Origin of the sequence: Microbacterium sp. J1-1, from assembly GCF_024498615.1 — a bacterium.
Taxonomy (GTDB): domain Bacteria; phylum Actinomycetota; class Actinomycetes; order Actinomycetales; family Microbacteriaceae; genus Microbacterium; species Microbacterium aurugineum.
The window spans coordinates 1466440-1487214 of record NZ_CP089590.1 but is presented as its reverse complement, the minus strand read 5'-3'; the positions used below and the strand labels follow the sequence as shown (position 1 = coordinate 1487214).

The window sequence follows — 20775 nt, the reverse complement described above, 5'->3', positions numbered from 1 at the left end:
ACTCCAGATCACGCCTCTCACCGGAAGCAGCCAATGAAGTTCATCGAGATCCCCGTGCTCCCGATAGTCGTTCCGCTGGGGATCGTGACCTTCCTCGTGCTGATCCGCGTCCTTCGCTCTCGCGGTCGCGTCACGTTCGCCCGCGCATCGGTCGCCGGTGCTCTCGCGATCTACGCGGGAGGAGTGCTCGCCAACACGGTATTCCCGATCTTCCTGCGCATCGGGACGGGGTTCTATGACGGACCGCGCCCGTTGCCGCTCTACCTCGTACCCTTCGTGGACTACGGGCTCGAGGACGCGCTCATCAACATCGTGGTGTTCATTCCGCTCGGAGGACTCATTCCACTGTTGTCCACGCGTCCGAGGTGGTGGAACGTGCTGGCAATCGTTGCCGGTGCGAGCCTCGCGATCGAGCTGGCCCAGATGGCTATCGCTCGACTCGCCATGGGTGGTCACCTCGCAGACATCAACGACTGGATGACGAATGTCCTGGGCGGCATGATCGGCTACGGCCTCTTCAGCCTCCTCACGCGCTCGAGCAGGATCGCCACATTCTTTGACCGCTTTCGATGGCCGCCACGGCAGCGGCCTGCTCACGTCGAGGCTGGGGCGAGAAGCACTACTCGGTCGACCGCGACCCCGTCACGATCACGTATGACGTGATGCCCCCCTTGGACAACCCTCCTCATCGTGCGAGGGTGGAGCGATGGGCACTTCACGCGGCGGCGAGCGACGGGCGACGGGCCTCGGAGTGTTCTGCGCCGCGTACTCGACGTTCGTCGCCATCCTGATCCTCTCCGGAATCGCTGCTCCGACGCTGTGGTGGACGGTCGTTGGTGTCGGACTCACGGGCGCAGCATGTCTCGGAAACGCGTCTCGGCTCCGACACGAACGGTTGCGCGCGCAGGCGCCATCCGAGAAGAACTCGGGCTCATAGCAAGCGAGGTCGGGACCGTCAGACCTTCTCTTCTTCCGGACGGCTGCGCACCGCTGTCGATCCGAGGGACACGGTGGCGAACAGTCCGAGGGCAAGGAAGCCCGCCGCCGTCCATGCCGCATATCGAGTCCCTTCGGAGAAGGCGACCTTCGCATCCTCCGCGGCACTCGCGGTTGCGGGGTTCGACTCGAGCCCACTGATCGCCGCCCCGGCGCTGTCGACCACGGCGGACACGATCTGGTCCCGCTGCGCGGCGGGGATCCCTCGCTCGTCGAGCGACGAGGCGAGGATGCCCGCGGTACTGCTGAAGAGCACGGTGCCGAGCACCGCCACACCGAGCGCGGCACCGATCTGCCGGGATGTGGACTGCGTGCCCGATGCGGCCCCGCTATCCGCGACCGGCACGTCGGCGAGCACGACCCCGGTCAACTGGGCGGTGGCGAGCCCCACCCCGAGCCCGTAAACGAACAGGAACGGGACGAGCGGTCCCCACGTGGCGTCGGGTCCGATCACGAAACCCACCCCGGCGACACCGACGATCTCCGCGAGGAGTCCGACGCGCACGACCCACACGGGCGCGATCCTCCCGCTCGACGCACCTGCCACGCCGCTGGCCAGGAACGATCCGCCCGCCAGCGCGAGCAGGAGCAGTCCGGTCTGCACGGCCTCGAACCCGAGGACGAACTGCAGCCAGAGCGGGAGCGCGAGGATGATGCCGAACTCACCCAAGGACACGACGGCGGCCGCGATGTTCCCGTTGCGGAAAGAGGGGATGGAGAACAGCCGCAAAGCCAGGAGCGTCGAGCGTCCCGTGCGTTCGCGGTATCGGCCCCACAGGATGAACGCGACCACGGCGAGCACGGCCATGGCGAAGAACAGCGGAATCGGCGACAACTCCCACGGCCAGACCCACTCGCCCACCTGCGGCCGGGTGTCGACGAGCCACCACCCGTAGGAGCGCCCCTCGATGAGACCGAACACGAGGCTGCCCATCGCCACGATCGACAACAGCGCGCCGACGACATCGATCTTTGCGACGCGATCCCCCCGGGACTCCGCCACCGTCAGCAGCACGCCGATCACGATGATGACGCCGAGGGGGATGTTGATGCCGAACGCCCAACGCCACGAGTAGGCGGTCGTCAGCCATCCTCCCAGGAGAGGACCGACGGCTGCCATGCCTCCGATCGTCGACCCCCAGACGGCGAACGCGATGCCTCGTTCCTTCCCGCGGAACGTCGCATTGATGATCGAGAGCGTGGTCGGCAGGATCATCGCCCCACCGACGCCCTGCACCAGACGGGAGAGAATCAGGATCCCACCGCCCGGTGACAGGGCGGCGAACACCGACGCGGTCGCGAAGACCACGACCCCGATGATCATCATCCGACGCCGTCCGAAGCGATCGGCGAGACTGCCGAACACGAGCAGCAACGACGCGAACACGAGGGTGTACGACTCCTGCACCCACTGCACCTCGGTCGAGGTGATACCGAGATCCTCGACGATCGCGGGAATGGCCACGTTGACGATCGTCGAGTCGACGATGATCAGCGAGACCGCGATGCTGATGAAGACGAGTCCGAGCCAGCGCCAGCGCGCGTATCGATCCATAATCGCTAGCTTAGTTAGCTAAATCGTTCCTCGCGACGCCGAGCCCTCGACATGAATCCATCAGTGGCACCGCGCAGCGATTCGCGGGAAGCTGAGGCATGAGGTTTCTCCCCCTGCTGTGGCGCTATCCGGCCATCACGATCACCGTCCTCGTGTTCGTCGGCGTGCTGGTCCTCCACGCGAGCGGAACGGCGGACCTCGGCCGATGGATCGCGACGGGCTATGTGGCGGTGTTCGTCGCCTGGACGCTGGTCGGGATGGTGCGCGACGTGCTCCGCGGTCACGTCGGACTCGACATCCTGGCGGTGGTCGCGATGGTCGCCACGCTCGCGGTCGGCGAGTACATCGCCTCCCTCATCATCGTGCTGATGCTCTCGGGAGGAGAGGCTCTCGAGGACTTCGCCGGACGCCGCGCGAAACGCGACCTGTCCGCGCTGCTGGATCGCTCCCCGCGCATCGCCCACGTGCTCGTGAATCCGGAGACCACGGAATCGGATGATGTCCGGGATGTTCCCGTGGATCAGGTCTCCGTAGACGACGTCCTCCTGGTGCGACCGTCCGAGATCGTCCCGGTCGACGGCACCCTCCTGACCACAACGGGGACCTTCGATGAGTCCTCGCTGACCGGCGAGAGCATGCCCGTGACCCGCGAGGCCGGCGGAGAGGTGCTCTCCGGGGCGATCAACGGAACCCGAGCTGTGCGCATTCAAGCCGTTCGCACGAGCGCGGACAGCCAGTACCAGCAGATCGTCGCACTCGTGCACGAAGCGGAGGCGTCCCATGCTCCGGTCGTGCGTTTGGCCGACCGCTTCGCGATCCCGTTCACGGCGGTGTCGCTCGTGCTCGCCGGCACCGCATGGGCGATCTCCGGCGACTCGACACGGTTCGCCGAGGTGCTCGTGCTCGCCACGCCGTGCCCGCTCCTGATCGCGGCTCCCGTCGCCTTCCTCGGCGGACTGTCGCGCGCGGCGAAGGCCGGAGTCATCATGAAGGGCGGTGCCGTCCTCGAACAGATCGCGCGCGTGCGGTCGGCCGCTTTCGACAAGACGGGCACCCTCACGCAGGGCAGACCGGAGCTCGTCGACGTGCGCCCGACGAACGGCTTCGATGCGGACGAACTCCTGCAGCTCGCCGCCTCGGCGGAGCAGTACTCGACACATGTCCTCGCCGAGGGCATCCGACGGGCGGCCGAGCAGCGCAGTCTCCCCCTCCATTCCGCCGACGAAGCGCGCGAGGAGGCGACGAACGGTGTGGTCGCCCGTATCGGCGGGCGGGTGGTGGTGGTCGGCAAACCGGCCTACGTCTCCTCCCACGCGCCCGATACGGTGCGCGCGACGCTCGACGTGAGCCAGGCCGCCGCGTATGTGTGCGTCGACGGTCGCTTCGCCGGCGTCCTCGTGCTCGCCGACCATCCGCGACCGGAGGCGGGATCGGTCGTCTCCTGGCTGCGCGGGAACAGCGTCGACCGGATCGTGATGCTCACCGGGGACGTGGGTCCGACGGCGGAATCCGTCGCCCATCAGGTGGGGATATCCGAGGTCCACGCGGAGCTGCTTCCTCCGGAGAAGGTGCGTCTGGCCGCCGAACTCCACCCGCGGCCGGTGATGATGGTCGGCGACGGGGTCAACGACGCGCCCGTGCTCGCCGCCGCCGACATCGGCATCGCCATGGGAGCGAAAGGAGCGACGGCCGCCGGCGACGCCGCCGATGTCGTGATCCTCGTCGATTCTCTGGCGAAAGTCGTGGACGCGCTCTCCATCGGCCGCCACACCCTGCGCGTCGCGCTCACGGCGATCTGGATCGGCATCGGACTGAGCGTCGGGCTCATGCTCGTCGCGATGACGGGCGTGATTCCAGCGGTGGCCGGGGCTCTGGTCCAGGAACTCGTCGACCTCGCGACCATCCTGTACGCGCTCCGCGCGCTCAGCGGTCCGACCTCATCCCTTCCGCCCACGACAGTGCAGGAGACTCCCGCTGCACCGCCGAGTCTCACCCGACAGGGGTGACCGGCAGCCTCTTCACGCTTTCGCGGGATGCCAGCATGGAGCCGTCGAACCGCCGATCGATCGAGACGTGAGGATCCGAGATGACAGAGAACGCCGCCCTGCCGTCGTGGCGCGACACCCGCACACGGCGCGAGATCGAGGCGTTCGTCGCCTCCGTCGCCGACGGCCCGGGGGCGGTGCCGGTCGAGGAACGGGTCGCCGTGTTCGACAACGACGGCACCCTGTGGTCCGAGAAGCCGATGATCACGCAACTGCACTACGTGGTGGAACAGTGGCGCGCCGCCGCTGAGCGCGATCCCGAGTTGGCCGCGCGGCAGCCGTACCTCGCTGCGGTGAGCGGCGACTTCGGTTGGTTGGGCACGGCGATCGACAAGCACTACGGAGGAGACGACTCCGACCTGAAGGTCATCATCCAGGCTCTCGTCGGACTCACCGATGGGATGAGCGTCGAGGACTACGCCCGATCGGTCGCCGAGTTCTACGAGGTCGCACAGCACCCGACCCTGAAGCGTCCCTACGCCGAGACCGTCTATCAGCCGATGGTCGAACTGCTCCGCTACCTCGAGCAGCACGGCTTCACGTGCTACATCGTGTCGGGCGGCGAGCGTGACTTCATGCGCCCGATGACGCAGGCGAACTACGGCATCCCACCGGAACGCGTCGTCGGATCGGCGTTCGGCCTCGCCTGGGACGACACGGACGCGACCGTTCGTTACTCGCCGTCCCTGGCCTTCTTCGATGACGGCCCGGAGAAGCCCATCCGGATCTGGACCCGTATCGGTCGGCGCCCCCTGTTCGTCGGCGGAAACTCCAACGGCGACGCCGCGATGATGGACTTCGCGCGCCGCGGACCGCGGCCCGGATTCGCGCTCCTTGTCCACCACGACGACCCGGAACGCGGCGACACGCCCTACGACACCGGTGCCGAGAGGGTGCTCGCGGACGCTGCGGACAAGGGCTACACCGTGGTCAGCGTGAAGGACGACTGGGAGACCGTGTTCCCCTCGTCGACGAGCGACCCGCAGGCATCCTGAGCCTGCGGGCCGAACTCTCGGTGGGGTTGTTCAGGGGGTCGTCGAGACGGTGGCATCCGGTGCGGCCACTTCCTCGTCGATGCCCTCTGCCCCGAGAACGTCCGTCGCGGTGGAGGGACGACGCAGCAGCTCGACCAGGATGAGGAAGACCACGAGACCGACCGATACTCCGACCACCGAACCGAACGAGACCGGTCTCGTCATGATGAGGATGAGCAGCGCGACGGCCATGCCGGCGATCACGATCGGCCCGTGGAATCGGTCGATCGCAAGGCCGAAGCGTCCCGTGGACACGCCTCGCCGTTCCCAGGTGTTCCGTACCGCGGCGAACCCGCTCGCCGACGCGCCCCGAAGCGCGACGGCACTGCGGCTCGACCCGGCGATCCAGGCCCACACGGCTACCAGGACGCCGACCAAGGCCAGCGCAGCGATCGTCGAACTGAGCAAGGACGTCACCTGATCGAAGAGGGACTCGGCCGCGGCAGCCGTCATGATCGACGGACTGACCGCACCGATGAAGAACACCCGGCCGATCCCCATGCCCGCGGACAGGAGCAGGAACGCCACGGCGAGCGCCGCGCTGGTCCAGAACAACGCACGCGGGCGGTTCCGGGCGATCAGGATCCCCCCGACCACCAGGCCGAGCACGACCCACGGCAGCCAGAAGCCCGCGGCGACCGCGATCTGGTAGACCGTCCGCACCAGCACCAGAGCATCGGCCTGCGCGATGGGGATCGAGCGATCGATCTGCGGGATCAGGTCCGCGAATCCGACGCCGCGTTCCGTCAGCACCGCCTTGACGCGCTCGACCACGAGACCGAGATCGATCGACAGCACGCCGTCGTCTGCGAGCTGAAGCGCGGTGTCCGGACTGTTCTGCATGATCGCCACGGCACGCTCATGACTGAAACGCAGCGACTGCGCCCAGATGTCGGCGAACTGGTCGGAGGCGACCACGTCATGGATCACGTTGTCGACGAGGGACGTGAGCCCGCTGGCCGCCGGCGCCTCCAGGAGACTGAGGGCGGAGGACGCGCGAGGGGGAAGGTCCAGCTCCCGCAAGCCGTCGAAGACCTCGCCCACGACCGCGTCGAGGTCGACCTGCTCGTGGATGGCGGCACTGACCTGGTCGGCGACGAAATCCTGAACGTCGGGATCCTCGGCCAGAGGCGCGAACGTCGCCACGAACCTGTCGGCATCGACGAGCTGGAGGCGCGCCCACGTGCCCATCGCCGCGATCGGTGCCATCAACACGGCGACGGCGAGCACGATCCCCGCGACGATGCTTCTCGCCACCGGGCGCCGGCGCTGCTTCTCCGCCGGCGATTTCTTGAGCGCCTCGTTCTCCTGCTCAAGCAGAAAAACGCGGGCGCGCAGATCCTCCAGTTCGCTCACGCGGCGTCCTCCTCCGTGTCGCCCCTTCGTGTGCCGGGTCCGGCGCACGCCCCGATCGTCAGCTCAGCAGCTTCTGCTTCGCCGCGACGAACTCCTCCTGCGAGAGGACACCCGAGTCCTTGAGCGCTGCCAGCTGCTGCAGCTTCGCGACCATGTCGTCGGGCGCCGCCGCCGGGGGTGCCGCTGCTGCAGGTGCAGGTGCAGGTGCAGGTGCAGCGGCGTACTGTGCGGCGGCGTTCTGCGCAGCCGCATCGATCTGCGCCTGTTGCTGGGCGGCTTCGTACTGCTGCTGCTCGTACTGTCCCTGGGCCCGCTGCTGCTGGTTCCGAGACATGGCACCGCCCACGGCCGACGCCGTTCCTGCCACGACGGCTGTCCTGGCTGCCAGCCCGATCAGTCCGGGGCGGCCGAATCTTCTCATTGGCATGTCTTAACCTTCCTGATCGAGGATGTCCATCATGGCGTTCACGACCGGAGCGGGGACGCGCTCGCTCCGGAGCACCTGCCCGCCTGCGGCCGCGAGGCTCTGCGCCAGAGCGCGGGCGAACGTGAGTTCCAGGACGACGACGGCGGCGGACTGCCCCGGATCGAGGGCGGCAGCGAGCGCCTCCACGTCCTCCTCACCGGCGAGGCCTGCGGCGATCGGCTGGAAGTCGTCCAGCCCGAGATCGCCGTCATCGTCGTCGAGCTCGACGATCTCGACCTCACCACTCGCCGACTTCGACAACACGACGAAGTCGAGCAACCGGACGACACCGCTGTCGATGAGGTCGGTCAGTGCCCGGAACGTCGCCGGGTCGGGACGCTCTCCTTCGAACCCGACGAGGTAGAACTCGGCGGGGCCGAATCGGAAGTCATTCATGGATTGTCCTTTCTCACGGTGACGAACCGGACCGTGCGCTCATGCTCGCATCGCTGTCGAGGCGGAGGTCCGCTTTCTCACCCCAACCGGGTGAGCGCTCAGCCGTCCGGCGGCTCGGTCTGACTGTTCTGGCGCGGGATCCACACCTTGCGGACGATGATCAGGATCGACGCGGTCAGCGGGATCGCCACGAGCGCGCCGAGCAGTCCGAGGAGGGTGGCGCCGATCATCGCGCCGATGATCACGAGCACCCCGGGCACCGCGGCCGCCTTGCCCATGACACGTGGCGTGACGACGTAGGCCTCCACCTGGATGTAGACGAGGTACGCGATCGCGAAGATCAGCGCGGCCAGCGGGCTGACGAACAGCGTCGCGACGCTGCCGATGACCAGGAAGACCAGAGACCCGATCATCGGGACCAGCGTGACGAAGAACGCGACGATCGCCATCACCGCGGGGATGGACGAGCCGACCGCGAACTGGATCACGAGCACGACCAGCGCGTTGATGATCGAGAGCGTCACGCCGCCGGCGACCACTCCCCCGACCGACCGCGTGATCTCCTCCAGCACGTCGGCGAATCGAGCCCGCCGGTACAGCGGGACCAGGGAGACGACGGCGCCCTTGATGCTCTGCAAGGAGGACACGAAGTACAGCGTGAGGACGACCACCATGATGAAGCTCGACACCGCTCCGATCACGCCGAAACCCGCTTTCAGCACCCCTCCGGAGATCGCGAGGAAGGAGGACAGCGTGGTGATCGAGTGGATGCCCTCGGCGACGACGGCCGAGAGGTCGACACCGAGGTTCGCCTCCAGTGCCAGATACCACTCGCTCTGCTGCATTGCCGCGATGGTTTCGGGTGCCGCCTCGATCGCCGCGGAGACCTGTCGGATCGTCATCGGAACGAGGACGAGGAGGATCACGGCGACGACGGCCAGGAACACGGCGGCGACCACCGCGACACCGGCCGCACGGCTCATCCTCCGGCGTTCGAGAGCGCGCACGGCCGGATCCAGTCCGAGCGCGAGGAACATCCCCAGGAAGATCGAGATGAGAACGGTGGAGGCGCCGGCGATCGTCGCCGCCAGGGCGATCGCGAGCAGGACCCCCACGGCGACGGTGAACCCCGACAGCAACGGCTTCGCCGGGAGCATGAGCTGCAGGCGGGACAGGGGGCGACCCCTCTCCCGCTCCGTGCGCGTCACCGGCTCCGTCTCGTCCACACGGTGCACGTTACGCGCGAGGTTCCGACGGAGCGCCCACCGCCTAACCCGTTCCTGGTGACCGTGCGAGGGTCGCCCGCTAGGGGTGAGCGAGCTCCCCGCCCTCCCGGTCGCGCTGTCACTATCGCGGTACGCAGTAACTCAACGAAAGGGGTCCGAAGTGTCGATTTGGACAAGCTTCTGGGACATCATCTGGTGGTTCTTCTGGGTCTTCGTGTTCATCTCCTACCTGATGGTGCTCTTCAACATCGTGGCGGACCTGTTCCGGGACCACGCCCTGAACGGCTGGTGGAAGGCCGTCTGGATCATCTTCCTCATCTTCGTCCCCTTCCTGACGGCCCTCGTCTACCTGATCGCGCGCGGCAGGGGCATGGGCGAACGCAGCGCTTCGGCGTACAAGGAGCAGCAGCAGGCTGCCGACTCCTACATCCGCAGCGTCGCCGGTTCCAGTCCCAGCGATGAGATCGACAAAGCGTCGAAGCTCCTCGCCGCCGGCACCATCACCCCCGACGAGTTCGCTGCCATCAAGGCACGCGCACTGAGCTGAAATCGTGCCTGAGGCGGTCGGTGTGACCCTGGAGGCGCTCGGCGACGTCGAGTTCGTCGTCGTGCGCCTCGAGGACGGCCGCCTCAGCCCGAACATCCTGGAGGCTCTGCTTCGACAGGTGGAGAGCGGAGCCATCCGCCTTCTGGACTTCCTGATCCTCAATCGACTGCATGGAGACGAGTGGCGGCTGATCGAGATCGACGCCGACGAGTTCGCGCTCGCCGGCCTCGGACTCGACACCCCCGGCCTGATCGGCGACGACGATGCGCGGCACTTCGCCTCGCACCTTCCCGTCGGCACCGTCGCGGCGCTGATGCTCATCGAGCCGACGTGGAGCGAGCGCTTCTCCCGCGACGTCGATCGACGAGGGAACAGCATCCTGGCGATGCAACCGATTCCGGCCGCGATCGCGAACACGATTCTCGCCACGGCTCTGCAGCACCACTGAGCGTCCCGCGTCGCCGGGTGCGTGGGAGCTCAGACCGTGGTGCGCACGGCCTCGCGCCGCGAGGACACCCCGAGCTTGCGATAGATCGCCCTCTGGTGCGTCTTGACCGTGTTGATCGACACCGCCAGCTCGCGAGCGATCTCGTGCAGCGTCCGCGCGGTCTGCAGCTGCTGGAAGACATCCCGCTCCCGCTCCGAGAGCGTCTCCACCAGCGAACCGGCGGCATCGTTCGCGAGGCAGCGTCCGATGAAATCCTCGAACTGCGTGCCGAAGTGGACGTGTTCGCCCAGCAGTTTGCGCACCGCCGTCTCGCGAGGCCCGAAGGGAAGCCGGATGTTCTCGCCGGAGGCGACGGCGACCGCCGCCTCGCACAGATCGTGCGCCTCGTCGTGATGACCACCCTGCCGGCGCAGCACCGCAGCCGTGATCAGTGTCGCCGACTTCACGTAGGAGATCTCGCTGAACTGCCGAAGCGAGCGCAGCATCTCCAGCGCCGCGGAGTATTCACCGGCCCGACGCAAGACCCCCGCGAGCGCGACGTTGACGACGGGGAGATCCGGGCACTGGATGTACTTCCTGGCGATCCGCATCGCTCGATCCTGACGCCCGACCGTCTCCTCCAGCAGCGCGACCGACGACTCCCGGAATGCCGGCCAGGAGATGCCGTGGATCACCTCGAGAGGAATGTCCTGGATGCCGATCGCCGCGCGACGGCACGCAGCGACGTCGCCCGTCTCCGCCGCAGCGTATGCGGTCATCATGCGCGCGACGCTCGTGAAGGATCGGTCGGAACCCCCGTTGGCGATCACCGTGCCGAACTCCCGGATCGCCTCGGCGAACTCGCCCGACCAGTACGCGACATAGCCTGAGGCCGTCGCTGCACTCCCTCCGGCATAGGTGCTCCAGGGAAGGGTGGCGTCTTCAACGTCGTACGCGGCGGCGAGGGACACCCGTGCGTCGGTGAAACGGCCGGCCCACGTCTGACCGAATGCGAGATGCCCGAGCGAACGCTTCGCCAGTTCGCGGTCACCGGAGGTCTGCGCCTCCCTGGCGGCGACCGAGAAGTACTCCAGCGGAATCATCGGGTTGCCGCGATGACGAATCTCGGTCCAGCCGAGGAGATAGTTGAGCGCCGCGCGATCGCCGAGTTCGGTCGAATCCCCCTCGAGGAGCATCCGGCGCACTCTGGCGCTCGCCTCCGCGACCTCGGTGCGTTCATCCGCGATGAACAGCCGGGCGATGAGCAGGACCGGGGGTTCCGCTCCCTCGCACGTCCGGGCCACCGTCGCCTCGGCGCGGCGGAACAGCTCGCGGGCCACACGATGGTCACCCAACACGTCACTCGCGCAGGCGCGGACGAGGAGGACCTGCGCGTCGTCGGGGGTTCGATGCAGCATCTCCACCGACGTGCGCTCGACCTCGGCGGCACTCGTCCCCACGACGAGACCGAGCCAATGGCGCAGCAACGTTTCTCTCGCCGTCACGGACTCCCCGGCACGAAGCGAATGCGCGACCGACGCGATGGGATCGGTCGCCTCGAGCGCGCTCGCTGCACGGCGATGACAGGCGGCGGCGCGTGCGGCATCGAGCCGTACGATCTCCGCGCACTGTCGTGCGAACGAGGTGTGCCAGCGGTACACGACCCCGTGCGAACCGTCGAACCGGTCGAGGAAGAGACCGAGCCGCACGCATGTCTCGAGAAGTTCGGCCGCGTCGGGACGCTCCGTGACCGCAGCGGCCAGCTCCGGGGTCAGCTCTCCGCAGACACTCGCGTCGAGCACGAAGTCGGCCACGCCCGGTGGCAATGCGCCGAGCACATGTTCGCGGACGTAGGCGCCGAGGAAGCCGGACGCGCTCTGCGCCACGGAGTCCGGTCGAGCTCCACCGATCATCATCAGGCGGACGGCAATCGGCCAGCCCCTGGTCTCCTCGAAGATCGTGTCGGCGGCGAGACCGTTCGCCACCGACGCCTGCAGACGCTCCACCTCCGGCTCCGTGAAGCTGAGGGTCTCCGCGCCCACGAAGGCGTCCGGATGCGTGATCCGATGCCGGGAGAGCGTGACCTCGAGCAGCGTCGTGCCGACGAGGATGATCCGCAGGTTGTCCGGCCCCTGCTCCGCAAGCATGCCGAGGAGACCCCGACGCCAGTCCTCCCCCGCGCGCTGCGCGTCGTCGATGATCAGGTGCACGCGGTCGTCGACGCCCTCGAAGGCGCTGCAGATCTCCTGGTAGGCGTGACTCGGGTCGTCCAGGTCCCGAGAGATGGCGAGCGACCGCCCTGCTCTCTCGGCCCCGACCAGCAGGGCGTGCACGACTCCCTGCGTCAGCCGCGACGGATCGCAGTCGAACGAGCTGAGGCCCAACCAGGCGACCTGCTCGAGCCCGGAAGCCCAGTCAGCGACGGCAGTGGTCTTGCCGAATCCGCTGGGGGCACTGACCACGACAAGCGAGTCCGCCGCCGCTGCCGCCTCGAGCGCGTCGCTCACGCGTTCGCGACGGATGGCGCCTGGTTGCGGTGCCGGCGGTCGGAAACGCACCGTCGGTCCCGGCGTCGTCGAGCGTACGGGGGGCGACATGGCACCAAGGTACTGGCGTATCGGTTAGCCCTTCAAGGTGACTTTCGTCGAGTGTCGCCGTCCGAAGCCTCTCGCTCCGCGTCGCGCTTGAGCGCATCCGCCGTACGGATGAACAGGATGATCCAGCTGAAGACGACCGTCCCCGCCACCAGCTCGACCGCGGTGAGCGTGTAGTAGCCGACGGCGAAGAACACCGAGAGCAGCAGGATCAGCAGGATGAACACGTAGCCGAGGATGACGAACGTGCGGGAGACACCGGGGATCCATCGCCGGATGGCGACCACGAGCACGGCGTACGCGACGACCATGCCCGAGGCCACGCCCGTGTGCAGCGCGAAGTGCTGATCGACGGGGAACACGCCGACGAGGCCGAGGAAGATTCCCACGATGACGAGGCACGTCCGCACGGCGACCACTCCGCGTGGATGCGTGGTCGGGATGCCCCGCGTGGCGTAGCGGGCCAGCGTCGTCACGAGGATGCCGGCGACGATCAACGTCAGATTGAAGGCGCGCGCCGAAAGATCGTCGGTCATGCCGAGGGCACTCAGATTCTCCTTCCACCACTGCGGATCGCTCGCGGTGAGCATGCTCGCAAGGACTCCGAGCACGAGGAACACGGCGAGCACCGTCGCCAACAGCTGCAGATCGAGGTGGGTCGCGGAGTAGTAGGTCACGTACGCGGTGAGCGCCGCGGCGGCTCCGGCCAGCATCAGCACGGGTATCGGATACACCACGGCTCCGAGGAGTCCCTGCTCCATGATCGTCGCCGCGAGCGTCCATCCGAGCAGCGCGATCATGGCGTGGGCGAACGCGAAAGCCGCGATGTCGATGATGTCGAGCACGCCGAGCCGCTTCTCCCGCGCGGGATCGGCCGCGATGATCCGCCCCAGCACGAAGACGACGATCGCCGTGACCGCCGACATCAGTGCGGCGAACTGGCCGAGCGAGTCAGGGCCGGAGATCGGCGCCGAACGCAGACCGAAGACGGGGAGGGCGACGAGTGCCGCGAGGATGAAGGCGAAGATCGAGATCTGGAGCCCGATGGCCTCCCGCGCACGCTCCCTCGTCGCTCCGCGCGAGCGTGCGGCCGTCAGCAGATCCGGTGTCGGCGGAGTCGTGGACATGGGCCCAGTGTCCTGGCGGTCGCACGCCACCGCACCGACGGGCTCACCCGCGCGGGGTGACCGCGGCGCACGCGCTGCGACCGGGTCGGCGCATCCTTGTCGCATGAGGCGGACGACCCGGACGAGCCTGAAGGAGCCGCGATCGTGACCTGGGAGGACCTTTTCCCCGACGGCCTCTCCGCCCTGCAGATCGGGCTGGCGGTGCTGTCGGTGCTCGTCGGGTGGCTGCTGTCACGGTTCGCGCGCAAAGGCGTTCTCAAACTCACGACCCGGACACCGGGCATCTCGGACTCCGTGGCGCAGCTCGCCGCGCGATTCACCCAGTACGCACTGCTCCTGGTCGGCATCGGGGTCGGCCTGGCCTTCCTCGGCGCGAACGTGCAGCCGCTGCTGGCGATGACGGCCATCGCGGTCGTCGTCCTGATCCTGGTACTGCGAGGTGTCGCGGACAACTTCGCCGCGGGCGTCCTGATCCAGTCCCGCCAGTCGGTGAAGATCGGCGAGGAGATCGCGATCGACGGCCCGGACGGGGAGATCCGCGGCAAGGTGCAGGAGCTCAACGGACGCGCGGTGATCCTCACCACGGTGGACGGGCGCACGGTGCACGTGCCGAATGCCGCGCTGCTCACCGGCGTGCTCGTGAACAACTCCCGACACGGGGCGCGTCGAAGCGCGCTGGACGTCAGGATCGCGCGGTCCGACGACCTCGACCTGGACGAGGTGATCGGGGTCATCACCGACGCGGCGGCCACCGTCGACGGTGTGCACACGCGCGAGCGCCCAGGCGTGCGCATCAGCTCAGTCTCCCCGACCCGATGGATGTTGGAGCTCCAGATCTGGCATCACCCCCTGCACGGCGCCACGGTCGTCTCCGACACCGTGCGCGCAGTGGCCGAGGCACTGGAAGCGGCTGGCCTGCGCAGCGTGGTGGCACCGGAGCAGAGCACGCCGCCCCTCGTCCCTCCCGAGCCGTACTGAGCGCCGGCATCCGTCGGCGGTGCCATCCGCGAGGCGAGCGCGATCACCCGCGAGCGACGGCTACGCTGGCCGCGTGACCACCTCATCACCGCCCGGGGGCTCCGCCGATCGGATGCTCTCCCCCAGTCTTCGAGTGCTCCTGGTACTCGCGGCGAGCGTGGTCACGCTGGCGGGCGTGTACTTCGTGCGCGACATCTTCGGACCGCTGGCTCTCGCGATCGTGATCGTGATCATCTGCGAACCGCTCCGTCGCCCGCTCGACCGCCGCGGATGGCCACGGTGGGCGAGCACGACCGTCGTCATCGTCGTCGCCTACCTGATCCTTCTGGCGATGGGCGCCCTGCTCTGGCTCGCCGGTACGCAGTTCGCACGGCTGGTCGGCGATCTCGTCTCGGAAGGAGGCCTGGCGAACACCGCCGACGAGTTCATCGCCTGGCTGCAGGCCCTGGGCTTGGACGAGCAGGCCTCGGATGCGGCAGCCTCCGTGCTGGATCCCACCACTCTGCTCGGCCTCGTGCGCAGCATCGGCGGCACCGTGCTCAGCGTCGCGACCGCGCTGTTCTTCGTCTGCGCCTACATCATCTTCATGGCGGCCGACGCGGCACGATACCGGCAGGCGCCCGAACTCTTCGGCGCTTCGAAGGGTGCGGTGATCGCGCGCATCACCCACCTCAGTTCCGGAATCCGTCGCTACTACATCGTCAACGCCACCTTCGGCGCCATCGTCGCGGTCATCGATGGCCTGGCGCTGTGGTGGATGGGCGTTCCCGCACCCGTCGTCTGGGCGATCCTCGCGTTCGTGACGAACTTCATCCCGAACATCGGATTCGTCCTCGGACTCGTCCCCCCGGCGATCCTCGCGTACGCGGTCGGCGGCTGGCCGCTCCTCCTCGGTGTGGTCGTCGTGTACTGCGTCGTGAACGTGGTGCTCCAGGTTCTCGTGCAGCCGAAGTTCGTCAGCGACGCGGTCGACCTCAGCCTCACGCTCAGTTTCTTCTCGGTGATCTTCTGGACGTTCATCATCGGGCCCCTCGGCGCGATCCTCTCGATCCCGCTCACCCTGCTGGCACGCGCACTGGTGCTCGAAGGCGATCCGGGGACCACCTGGGTGCGCTGGCTCTCCGGGGATCGCACGGCCGTGCCCGCGGCTTCCGAGCCGGAGCCGGCACCCCAGCCCCGAGGCCGTCTGCGGCGACGGGTTCGACGCAGCGTGTGACCTCCCGCACCCCGATCCGCTCCGACGGGGTATCACCCGGGGGAGGTTAGGGCCTGGTTGTGGCCGCCGTCTTCCCGGGCTGGGATGGGGGACGCGAACGCGCTCGACCGGGTGCGGCTGAGGGAGGCGACGTGCAACGACCACTCGCGGGGCTCACCGGGCGGAACTTCGTGACCGAGCTGACGGCGGGTGTGACACTGCTCGCGATCGCCATCCCTCTGAACATCGGCTACGCACAGATCGCCGGTCTCCCGCCGACCGCGGGGCTCTACGCCCTCGTGGTGCCGACGATCGTGTATGCCCTGGTCGTCTCCTCACGCCAGCTCGTCGCGTCTCCGGATGCCGCGGCCGCCGCGCTCGTCGCCTCGTCGATCGGTGGTCTCGCCGCCGCGGGCAGCGCCGACTACGCCACCCTGGCACTCGCGCAGGCGATCATCTGCGGGGTGATGTTCGTGCTTCTGGCCGTGTTCAAGCTCGGCTTCCTGGCGAACTTCCTGTCGAAGCCGATCCTCGTCGGCTTCGTGGGCGGCCTCGCGCTCGACATCATGGTGAGCCAGGTCGCGAAGATGCTGGGCGTCAAGATCGACTCCGGGAAGGAGTTCACCGGCAAGATCGCCGATCTCGTGGGAGGCTTCACGACCCTCAACGGCTGGGCCGTCCTGATCTCCGTCTGCTCGGTGGCCGTCCTGCTGCTGGGGCGCCGCTTCCTGCGTGCGGTCCCCTGGGCGCTGATCGTGCTGGTCGTGACCACGCTCGTGGTCGTCCTGACCGGGCTCGATCAGCGAGGGGTGGATGTGCTCGGTGAGGTTCCCGCGGGGCCGCCGGTGCTGACCTGGCCCATGATCGACTGGTCGCTGTGGCTCGCGCTGGTGCCCTCCGCGATCGCGCTCACACTGGTGACGACAGCGGAGGGTCTGCTCGTCTCCCGCTCCTACTCCGAGAAACACGGCTATCCGTTCCGCGCGAACCGCGACCTGTTCGCGTTCGGCATCTCCAATGTCGCCGCGGGGGCGCAGGGCAGCTTCGCGGTGGGCTCCTCGACCTCCCGCACCGCGGCGATGGATCAGGCCGGATCCCGCACACAGTTCCCCGCTCTGATCCTCGCGGCGGGAACCCTGCTGCTCCTCCTGTTCGGCACGGCACTGTTGGCCGACATCCCCTCCCCCGCGATCGGCGCGATCGTGGGCGTGGCCATCATCCCGCTTCTCGGCGTGCGCGACTTCATCGATCTGTGGCGCAAGGATCGGTTCGAGTTCCTCATCGGGGCGACCTGCTTCCTCACCACGCTCTTCGTCGGTTCGATCGCCGGCATCCTGGTGGCCTTCATGCTCGCGCTCATCAACCTCGCCAAGCGCGCCTCGCATCCGGCGATCGATGTCCTGGAATCCAGCGGCGACCCCGGCGAGTCCCTGCTCGAGGACGCCCCCGCCGGGAACGTCACCGCCCCGGGCGTGATCGTGATCCGTCTCGCGGCCCCCCTGTTCTTCGCGAACGGCGCCGTCTTCTCCACCGCGGTGAAGGAGGCGATCCGCTCGGCCGGAACGGGCTCGGTCCACCACCTCGTCGTCGACATGGAGGCCGTGACCGATGTGGACGTCACCGGAGCGGAGTCCTTCACCGCGCTCAAGGAATGGCTCGCGTCGCAATCCATCTCGCTCGCGTACAGCCGAGTCCGCCCCAAGACGCTGCACCGTCTCACCAGTCTCGGGTTGCTCGACACGGAAGAGGTCTTCTCGACCAACCGCGCCGCGATCAGCCGACTGGCCCCGTCGTCGGCGGAGCCCACGTCCTCAAGGAAAGCAGGTCACTGATGGGCACCGTCATCGGAGAGATCCTCCCGCTCGCCCTCGGCGTGGCGATCAGCCCGATCCCGATCATCGCGGCGATCCTGATGCTGCTCTCGCCGAAGGCGCGCGTCACGAGTGTGGGCTTCCTGCTCGGGTGGGTGATCGGCATCGTCGTGGCGGTGACGGTCTTCACGCTGCTGTTCTCCATCCTCCCGGAGGAGGACCCGGACGCTTCCCGTCCGATCCGCGGCGTCGTGCAGCTCCTGCTCGGGGTGCTCCTCTTCGTGCTCGCCTTCGGACAGTGGCGCAAACGTCCGAAAGCGGGCGAAGAGGCGGCCCTGCCGAAGTGGATGAAGGCGATCGACACGGTCACCTTCCCGGTCGCCTTCGGACTCGGCTTCCTGCTTTCCGCAGTCAATCCGAAGAATCTCATCATGGCGGCCGGTTCCGGCACCGACATCGGCGCTGCGGCTCTTCCCGTCGGCTCGACGGTCCTCGTGGTGGTCGTCTACACGCTCATCGCGGCCTCGACGGTGCTCGTTCCGGTGATCGGCTACCTCATCGCGGCAGACCGGCTTCGAGCGCCTCTGAACGCCCTGCGCGGCTGGCTCGCCACCGAGAACACGGTCATCATGGCGGTGCTGCTCCTGGTGATCGGGATGTCGATGGTCGGAAAAGGCATCGGCAGTTTCTGACCGATGTCCCGCACCCGGCGAACGTGAGACCGATGGTCAGCGTGGTTCGTCGGGTTCGGGATGCACGGCGTCGAGCGCGGCATCCGTGTGCGTCGCGGCGATCGACCCGATCCCGTCTCGTACGGAGACATGCACCCGCCTAGCGGCGGAGAGCCGCAGGAACCAGGGCGTGTGCTCCGCGACCGCCGTCGCCGGTTCCGGAAGCGCAGCCAGGTGCAGGAAGACACCGCGCTGCGCCAACTCGCGATCAAGATCTTCGAGGGCGTCGAGCACCGTGATCGTCATGACTTCCTGCTGTCGCAGCCCGAGCACGAGCGCGCGGATGGGCTCGCTCTCGCGATCGACGAGCTCGAGCACGCGGCGCTCGTTGACCAGCGCGTTGGCGGTGTAGAGCCCCCGTTCGAGGTCGACACCGAGCACCCCGTCGTTCCTGCCCACCACGCGCACCTTCGGCACGTTCAACTCGCGCAGCACGAGGATCAGGGTGACGACGACTCCGACCGCGACGGCCGGGAGGAGCCCTGCCGTGAGCCCGAGGACAGCAACGGACAGGGCGACCCAGAAGTCCACCCGACTGATCCGTGCCCACCGCACCAGCTCGGGGATGTCGATGAGTCCTGCGACCGCCACGAAGACCATCGCCGCCAGGGTCGCCTCCGGCAACAGACTCAGCACGGGGCCGAGGAACAACGACACGAGGAGGGCGAGCGCGACCGTCACCACCGTCGCCAGCTGCGACGCGGCGCCCGCGCTCCGATTGACGGCGCTCTGCGAGAACCCTCCCGCCGCCGGCATGGTGCCGAAGAACGCGCCGACCGTGTTCGCCGCCCCGGTCGCGAGAAGCTCCTGGTCGCTGTCGACCTGACGATCGGTCGCCGCGCGGAGGCTCCGAGCCACCGCTGCGGACTCGAGGAAGGCCATGACCGCGATGGCGAGAGCACCCGGGAGCAACGCGGGGAGCCGTGCGAGGTCGGGGATGCCGGGAACGGGGAGCCCACTCGGGACGGGCGCGATCAGGCGGACGCCGAGCTCATCGATGCCCCCGAGCCCGACGAGGAGGATGCCGCCGACCACGACGACGAGTGTTCCGGGGATCTTTGGGGCGACGAGCTTCAGGACGAGCAGCGCGGCGATCGAACCGACCGACAGGGCCAGTGTCGGCCAGTTCACGCTGTCGAGAGCGTGCCCGACGACCGCGAGCGACCGGAAGAAGCCATGTCCGGAGAAGTCCTCGCTCTGGCCCAGCAGCTTGGGCAGTTGCCCGACGGCGACCGTTGCGCCGACGCCGATCTTGAGCCCCAGCACCGTCGCACCGCTGATGTTCTCCACGAGCGACCCGAGTCGACACAACCGAGCGAGGAGAAGGGTCACTCCGACGAGAAGCGTCAGCATCATGAGGGAGCTGATGGCGTCATCGGCACCGGCGGCCACGCCCGCGGTGACGAGAGTCGTCGCGGTAAGAGTCGCGATCGTCGACGTCGTCGAGACGCTCATCGCCCGGCTGCCGCCGAGGAACGCGTAGACGAGCATCGGCAGGATGCACGTGTACAGACCGACCTGGACGGGGAGATCGGCGATCGTCGCGTAGGCCATCGCCTGCGGGATCACGACAGCCCCCGCCGACAGTCCCGCGATGACGTCGCGCGCGATCCAGCGGTGCTGGTAGCCCTCGAGCGTGCTGAAGAACCACGACGGTCTTCTCACTGCGCTCACCTGCCTCCGGCGGTCCGATGACCCGAGCGTACTGCGACCGACCGTGGTCGACTCGAGGATCCTCACCCGCCGCGGGTGGGGCGGTGCACCGATTAAGTTGTGCACAACTGACTTGTGTGCAAGCATATACCATATGGCCATGACCGATGAGATGGTGTGCTTCTCGCTGTACTCCGCTGCCCGCGCCACCACTCAGGCGTATCGGGCGCTGCTCGCGCCCTGGGGACTCACCTACCCGCAGTACCTCGTGCTCGCGGCGCTGTGGCTCGACGGCGAGCAGACCATCGGATCGCTCGGCGAGGTGATGCGCCTCGACTCGGGCACGCTCTCGCCACTCGTGCGACGCCTCGAACAGGCCGGTCTCGTCGAGCGATCCCGCAGCCGGACCGATGAGCGTGTCGTGACGGTGCAGCTCACCGCGAGAGGGAGCGAGCTTCGTGCGGAGGTGGCGCCCATTCATGCCGCCGTCGCCGAAGCCGCCGGTCTCCGCGACGACGATCACCGCCGCGCGCTCATCACCGAACTGCGCGACATCACCGACCGACTCCAGCGGGTGACCGCCGGCCTCGCCACGTCCGTCGACACGGACGACCCTCGTTGAATTCACTCACACAGGA

The 20775-nt window shown here is 68.0% G+C and carries 19 protein-coding genes; 11 read left to right on the top strand and 8 right to left on the bottom strand.

Annotation, left to right across the window (positions count from 1 at the left end; translation table 11 throughout):
* Positions 1-33: 33 nt before the first annotated feature.
* Positions 34-663, top strand: a complete 630-nt coding sequence (locus tag LRQ07_RS07005; RefSeq protein ID WP_256536245.1) for a VanZ family protein — start codon at positions 34-36, stop codon at positions 661-663.
* A 43-nt stretch (positions 664-706) separates the two neighbouring features.
* A complete protein-coding gene (locus LRQ07_RS07000) occupies positions 707-937 on the top strand; it encodes a hypothetical protein (protein ID WP_256536244.1) in 231 nt (76 codons plus the stop codon).
* A gap of 18 nt (positions 938-955) precedes the next feature.
* On the opposite strand, the gene LRQ07_RS06995 is transcribed toward LRQ07_RS07000, so the two are convergent.
* On the bottom strand, positions 956-2551 hold the full coding sequence (locus LRQ07_RS06995) for a DHA2 family efflux MFS transporter permease subunit (protein ID WP_256536243.1): 1596 nt from the start codon (positions 2549-2551) through the stop codon (positions 956-958).
* 98 nt (positions 2552-2649) lie between these two features.
* On the opposite strand from LRQ07_RS06995, the gene LRQ07_RS06990 reads away from it, so the two are divergent.
* A complete protein-coding gene (locus LRQ07_RS06990) occupies positions 2650-4557 on the top strand; it encodes a heavy metal translocating P-type ATPase (protein WP_232762078.1) in 1908 nt (635 codons plus the stop codon).
* Positions 4558-4637: 80 nt separating this feature from the next.
* Positions 4638-5591, top strand: a complete 954-nt coding sequence (locus LRQ07_RS06985) for an HAD family hydrolase (RefSeq protein ID WP_256536242.1) — start codon at positions 4638-4640, stop codon at positions 5589-5591.
* Between the two features lie 30 nt (positions 5592-5621).
* On the opposite strand, the gene LRQ07_RS06980 is transcribed toward LRQ07_RS06985, so the two are convergent.
* The 4 genes from LRQ07_RS06980 to LRQ07_RS06965 form a co-directional block, all read right to left on the bottom strand.
* Positions 5622-6986 (bottom strand): hypothetical protein, encoded by a 1365-nt coding sequence (locus LRQ07_RS06980; protein ID WP_256536241.1) that lies wholly within the window; start codon positions 6984-6986, stop codon positions 5622-5624.
* 58 nt (positions 6987-7044) lie between these two features.
* The gene (locus LRQ07_RS06975; protein ID WP_256536240.1) at positions 7045-7413 is read right to left on the bottom strand and encodes an SHOCT domain-containing protein; all 369 of its coding nucleotides are present in this window, start codon (positions 7411-7413) and stop codon (positions 7045-7047) included.
* A gap of 3 nt (positions 7414-7416) precedes the next feature.
* The gene (locus LRQ07_RS06970; protein ID WP_131492168.1) at positions 7417-7848 is read right to left on the bottom strand and encodes a DUF6325 family protein; all 432 of its coding nucleotides are present in this window, start codon (positions 7846-7848) and stop codon (positions 7417-7419) included.
* A gap of 98 nt (positions 7849-7946) precedes the next feature.
* A complete protein-coding gene (locus LRQ07_RS06965) occupies positions 7947-9074 on the bottom strand; it encodes an AI-2E family transporter (RefSeq protein WP_256536239.1) in 1128 nt (375 codons plus the stop codon).
* Positions 9075-9234: 160 nt separating this feature from the next.
* On the opposite strand from LRQ07_RS06965, the gene LRQ07_RS06960 reads away from it, so the two are divergent.
* Both LRQ07_RS06960 and LRQ07_RS06955 read left to right on the top strand, forming a co-directional pair.
* The gene (locus LRQ07_RS06960) at positions 9235-9621 is read left to right on the top strand and encodes an SHOCT domain-containing protein (RefSeq protein ID WP_047520406.1); all 387 of its coding nucleotides are present in this window, start codon (positions 9235-9237) and stop codon (positions 9619-9621) included.
* Positions 9622-9625: 4 nt separating this feature from the next.
* Positions 9626-10069, top strand: a complete 444-nt coding sequence (locus LRQ07_RS06955; RefSeq protein WP_256536238.1) for a DUF6325 family protein — start codon at positions 9626-9628, stop codon at positions 10067-10069.
* Positions 10070-10098: 29 nt separating this feature from the next.
* On the opposite strand, the gene LRQ07_RS06950 is transcribed toward LRQ07_RS06955, so the two are convergent.
* Positions 10099-12645, bottom strand: coding sequence for a LuxR C-terminal-related transcriptional regulator (locus tag LRQ07_RS06950; RefSeq protein ID WP_256536237.1), 2547 nt, complete (start codon positions 12643-12645; stop codon positions 10099-10101).
* Positions 12646-12677: 32 nt separating this feature from the next.
* The gene (locus tag LRQ07_RS06945) at positions 12678-13769 is read right to left on the bottom strand and encodes a DUF998 domain-containing protein (protein WP_256536236.1); all 1092 of its coding nucleotides are present in this window, start codon (positions 13767-13769) and stop codon (positions 12678-12680) included.
* Between the two features lie 144 nt (positions 13770-13913).
* On the opposite strand from LRQ07_RS06945, the gene LRQ07_RS06940 reads away from it, so the two are divergent.
* The 4 genes from LRQ07_RS06940 to LRQ07_RS06925 all read left to right on the top strand — a co-directional run bounded on the left by LRQ07_RS06940 (position 13914) and on the right by LRQ07_RS06925 (position 18445).
* Entirely contained in the window at positions 13914-14747 is an 834-nt protein-coding gene (locus tag LRQ07_RS06940) for a mechanosensitive ion channel family protein (protein WP_232762087.1), read from the top strand.
* Positions 14748-14820: 73 nt separating this feature from the next.
* Positions 14821-15963 carry an AI-2E family transporter gene (locus LRQ07_RS06935; protein WP_256536235.1) on the top strand — a complete coding sequence of 381 codons (1143 nt, stop codon included), beginning with the start codon at positions 14821-14823 and terminating at the stop codon, positions 15961-15963.
* 131 nt (positions 15964-16094) lie between these two features.
* Positions 16095-17774, top strand: coding sequence for a SulP family inorganic anion transporter (locus LRQ07_RS06930; RefSeq protein ID WP_256536234.1), 1680 nt, complete (start codon positions 16095-16097; stop codon positions 17772-17774).
* Positions 17774-18445: a GAP family protein gene (locus LRQ07_RS06925; protein ID WP_256536233.1), complete on the top strand. Its 672-nt coding sequence runs from the start codon at positions 17774-17776 to the stop codon at positions 18443-18445. The genes LRQ07_RS06930 and LRQ07_RS06925 overlap by 1 nt, the downstream gene beginning before the upstream one ends.
* A 36-nt stretch (positions 18446-18481) precedes the next feature.
* Here LRQ07_RS06925 and LRQ07_RS06920 read toward each other — a convergent pair whose 3' ends face one another.
* Positions 18482-20149: a SulP family inorganic anion transporter gene (locus LRQ07_RS06920; RefSeq protein WP_256536232.1), complete on the bottom strand. Its 1668-nt coding sequence runs from the start codon at positions 20147-20149 to the stop codon at positions 18482-18484.
* A 148-nt stretch (positions 20150-20297) separates the two neighbouring features.
* On the opposite strand from LRQ07_RS06920, the gene LRQ07_RS06915 reads away from it, so the two are divergent.
* Entirely contained in the window at positions 20298-20759 is a 462-nt protein-coding gene (locus tag LRQ07_RS06915) for a MarR family winged helix-turn-helix transcriptional regulator (RefSeq protein WP_374199029.1), read from the top strand.
* Positions 20760-20775 lie beyond the last annotated feature (16 nt).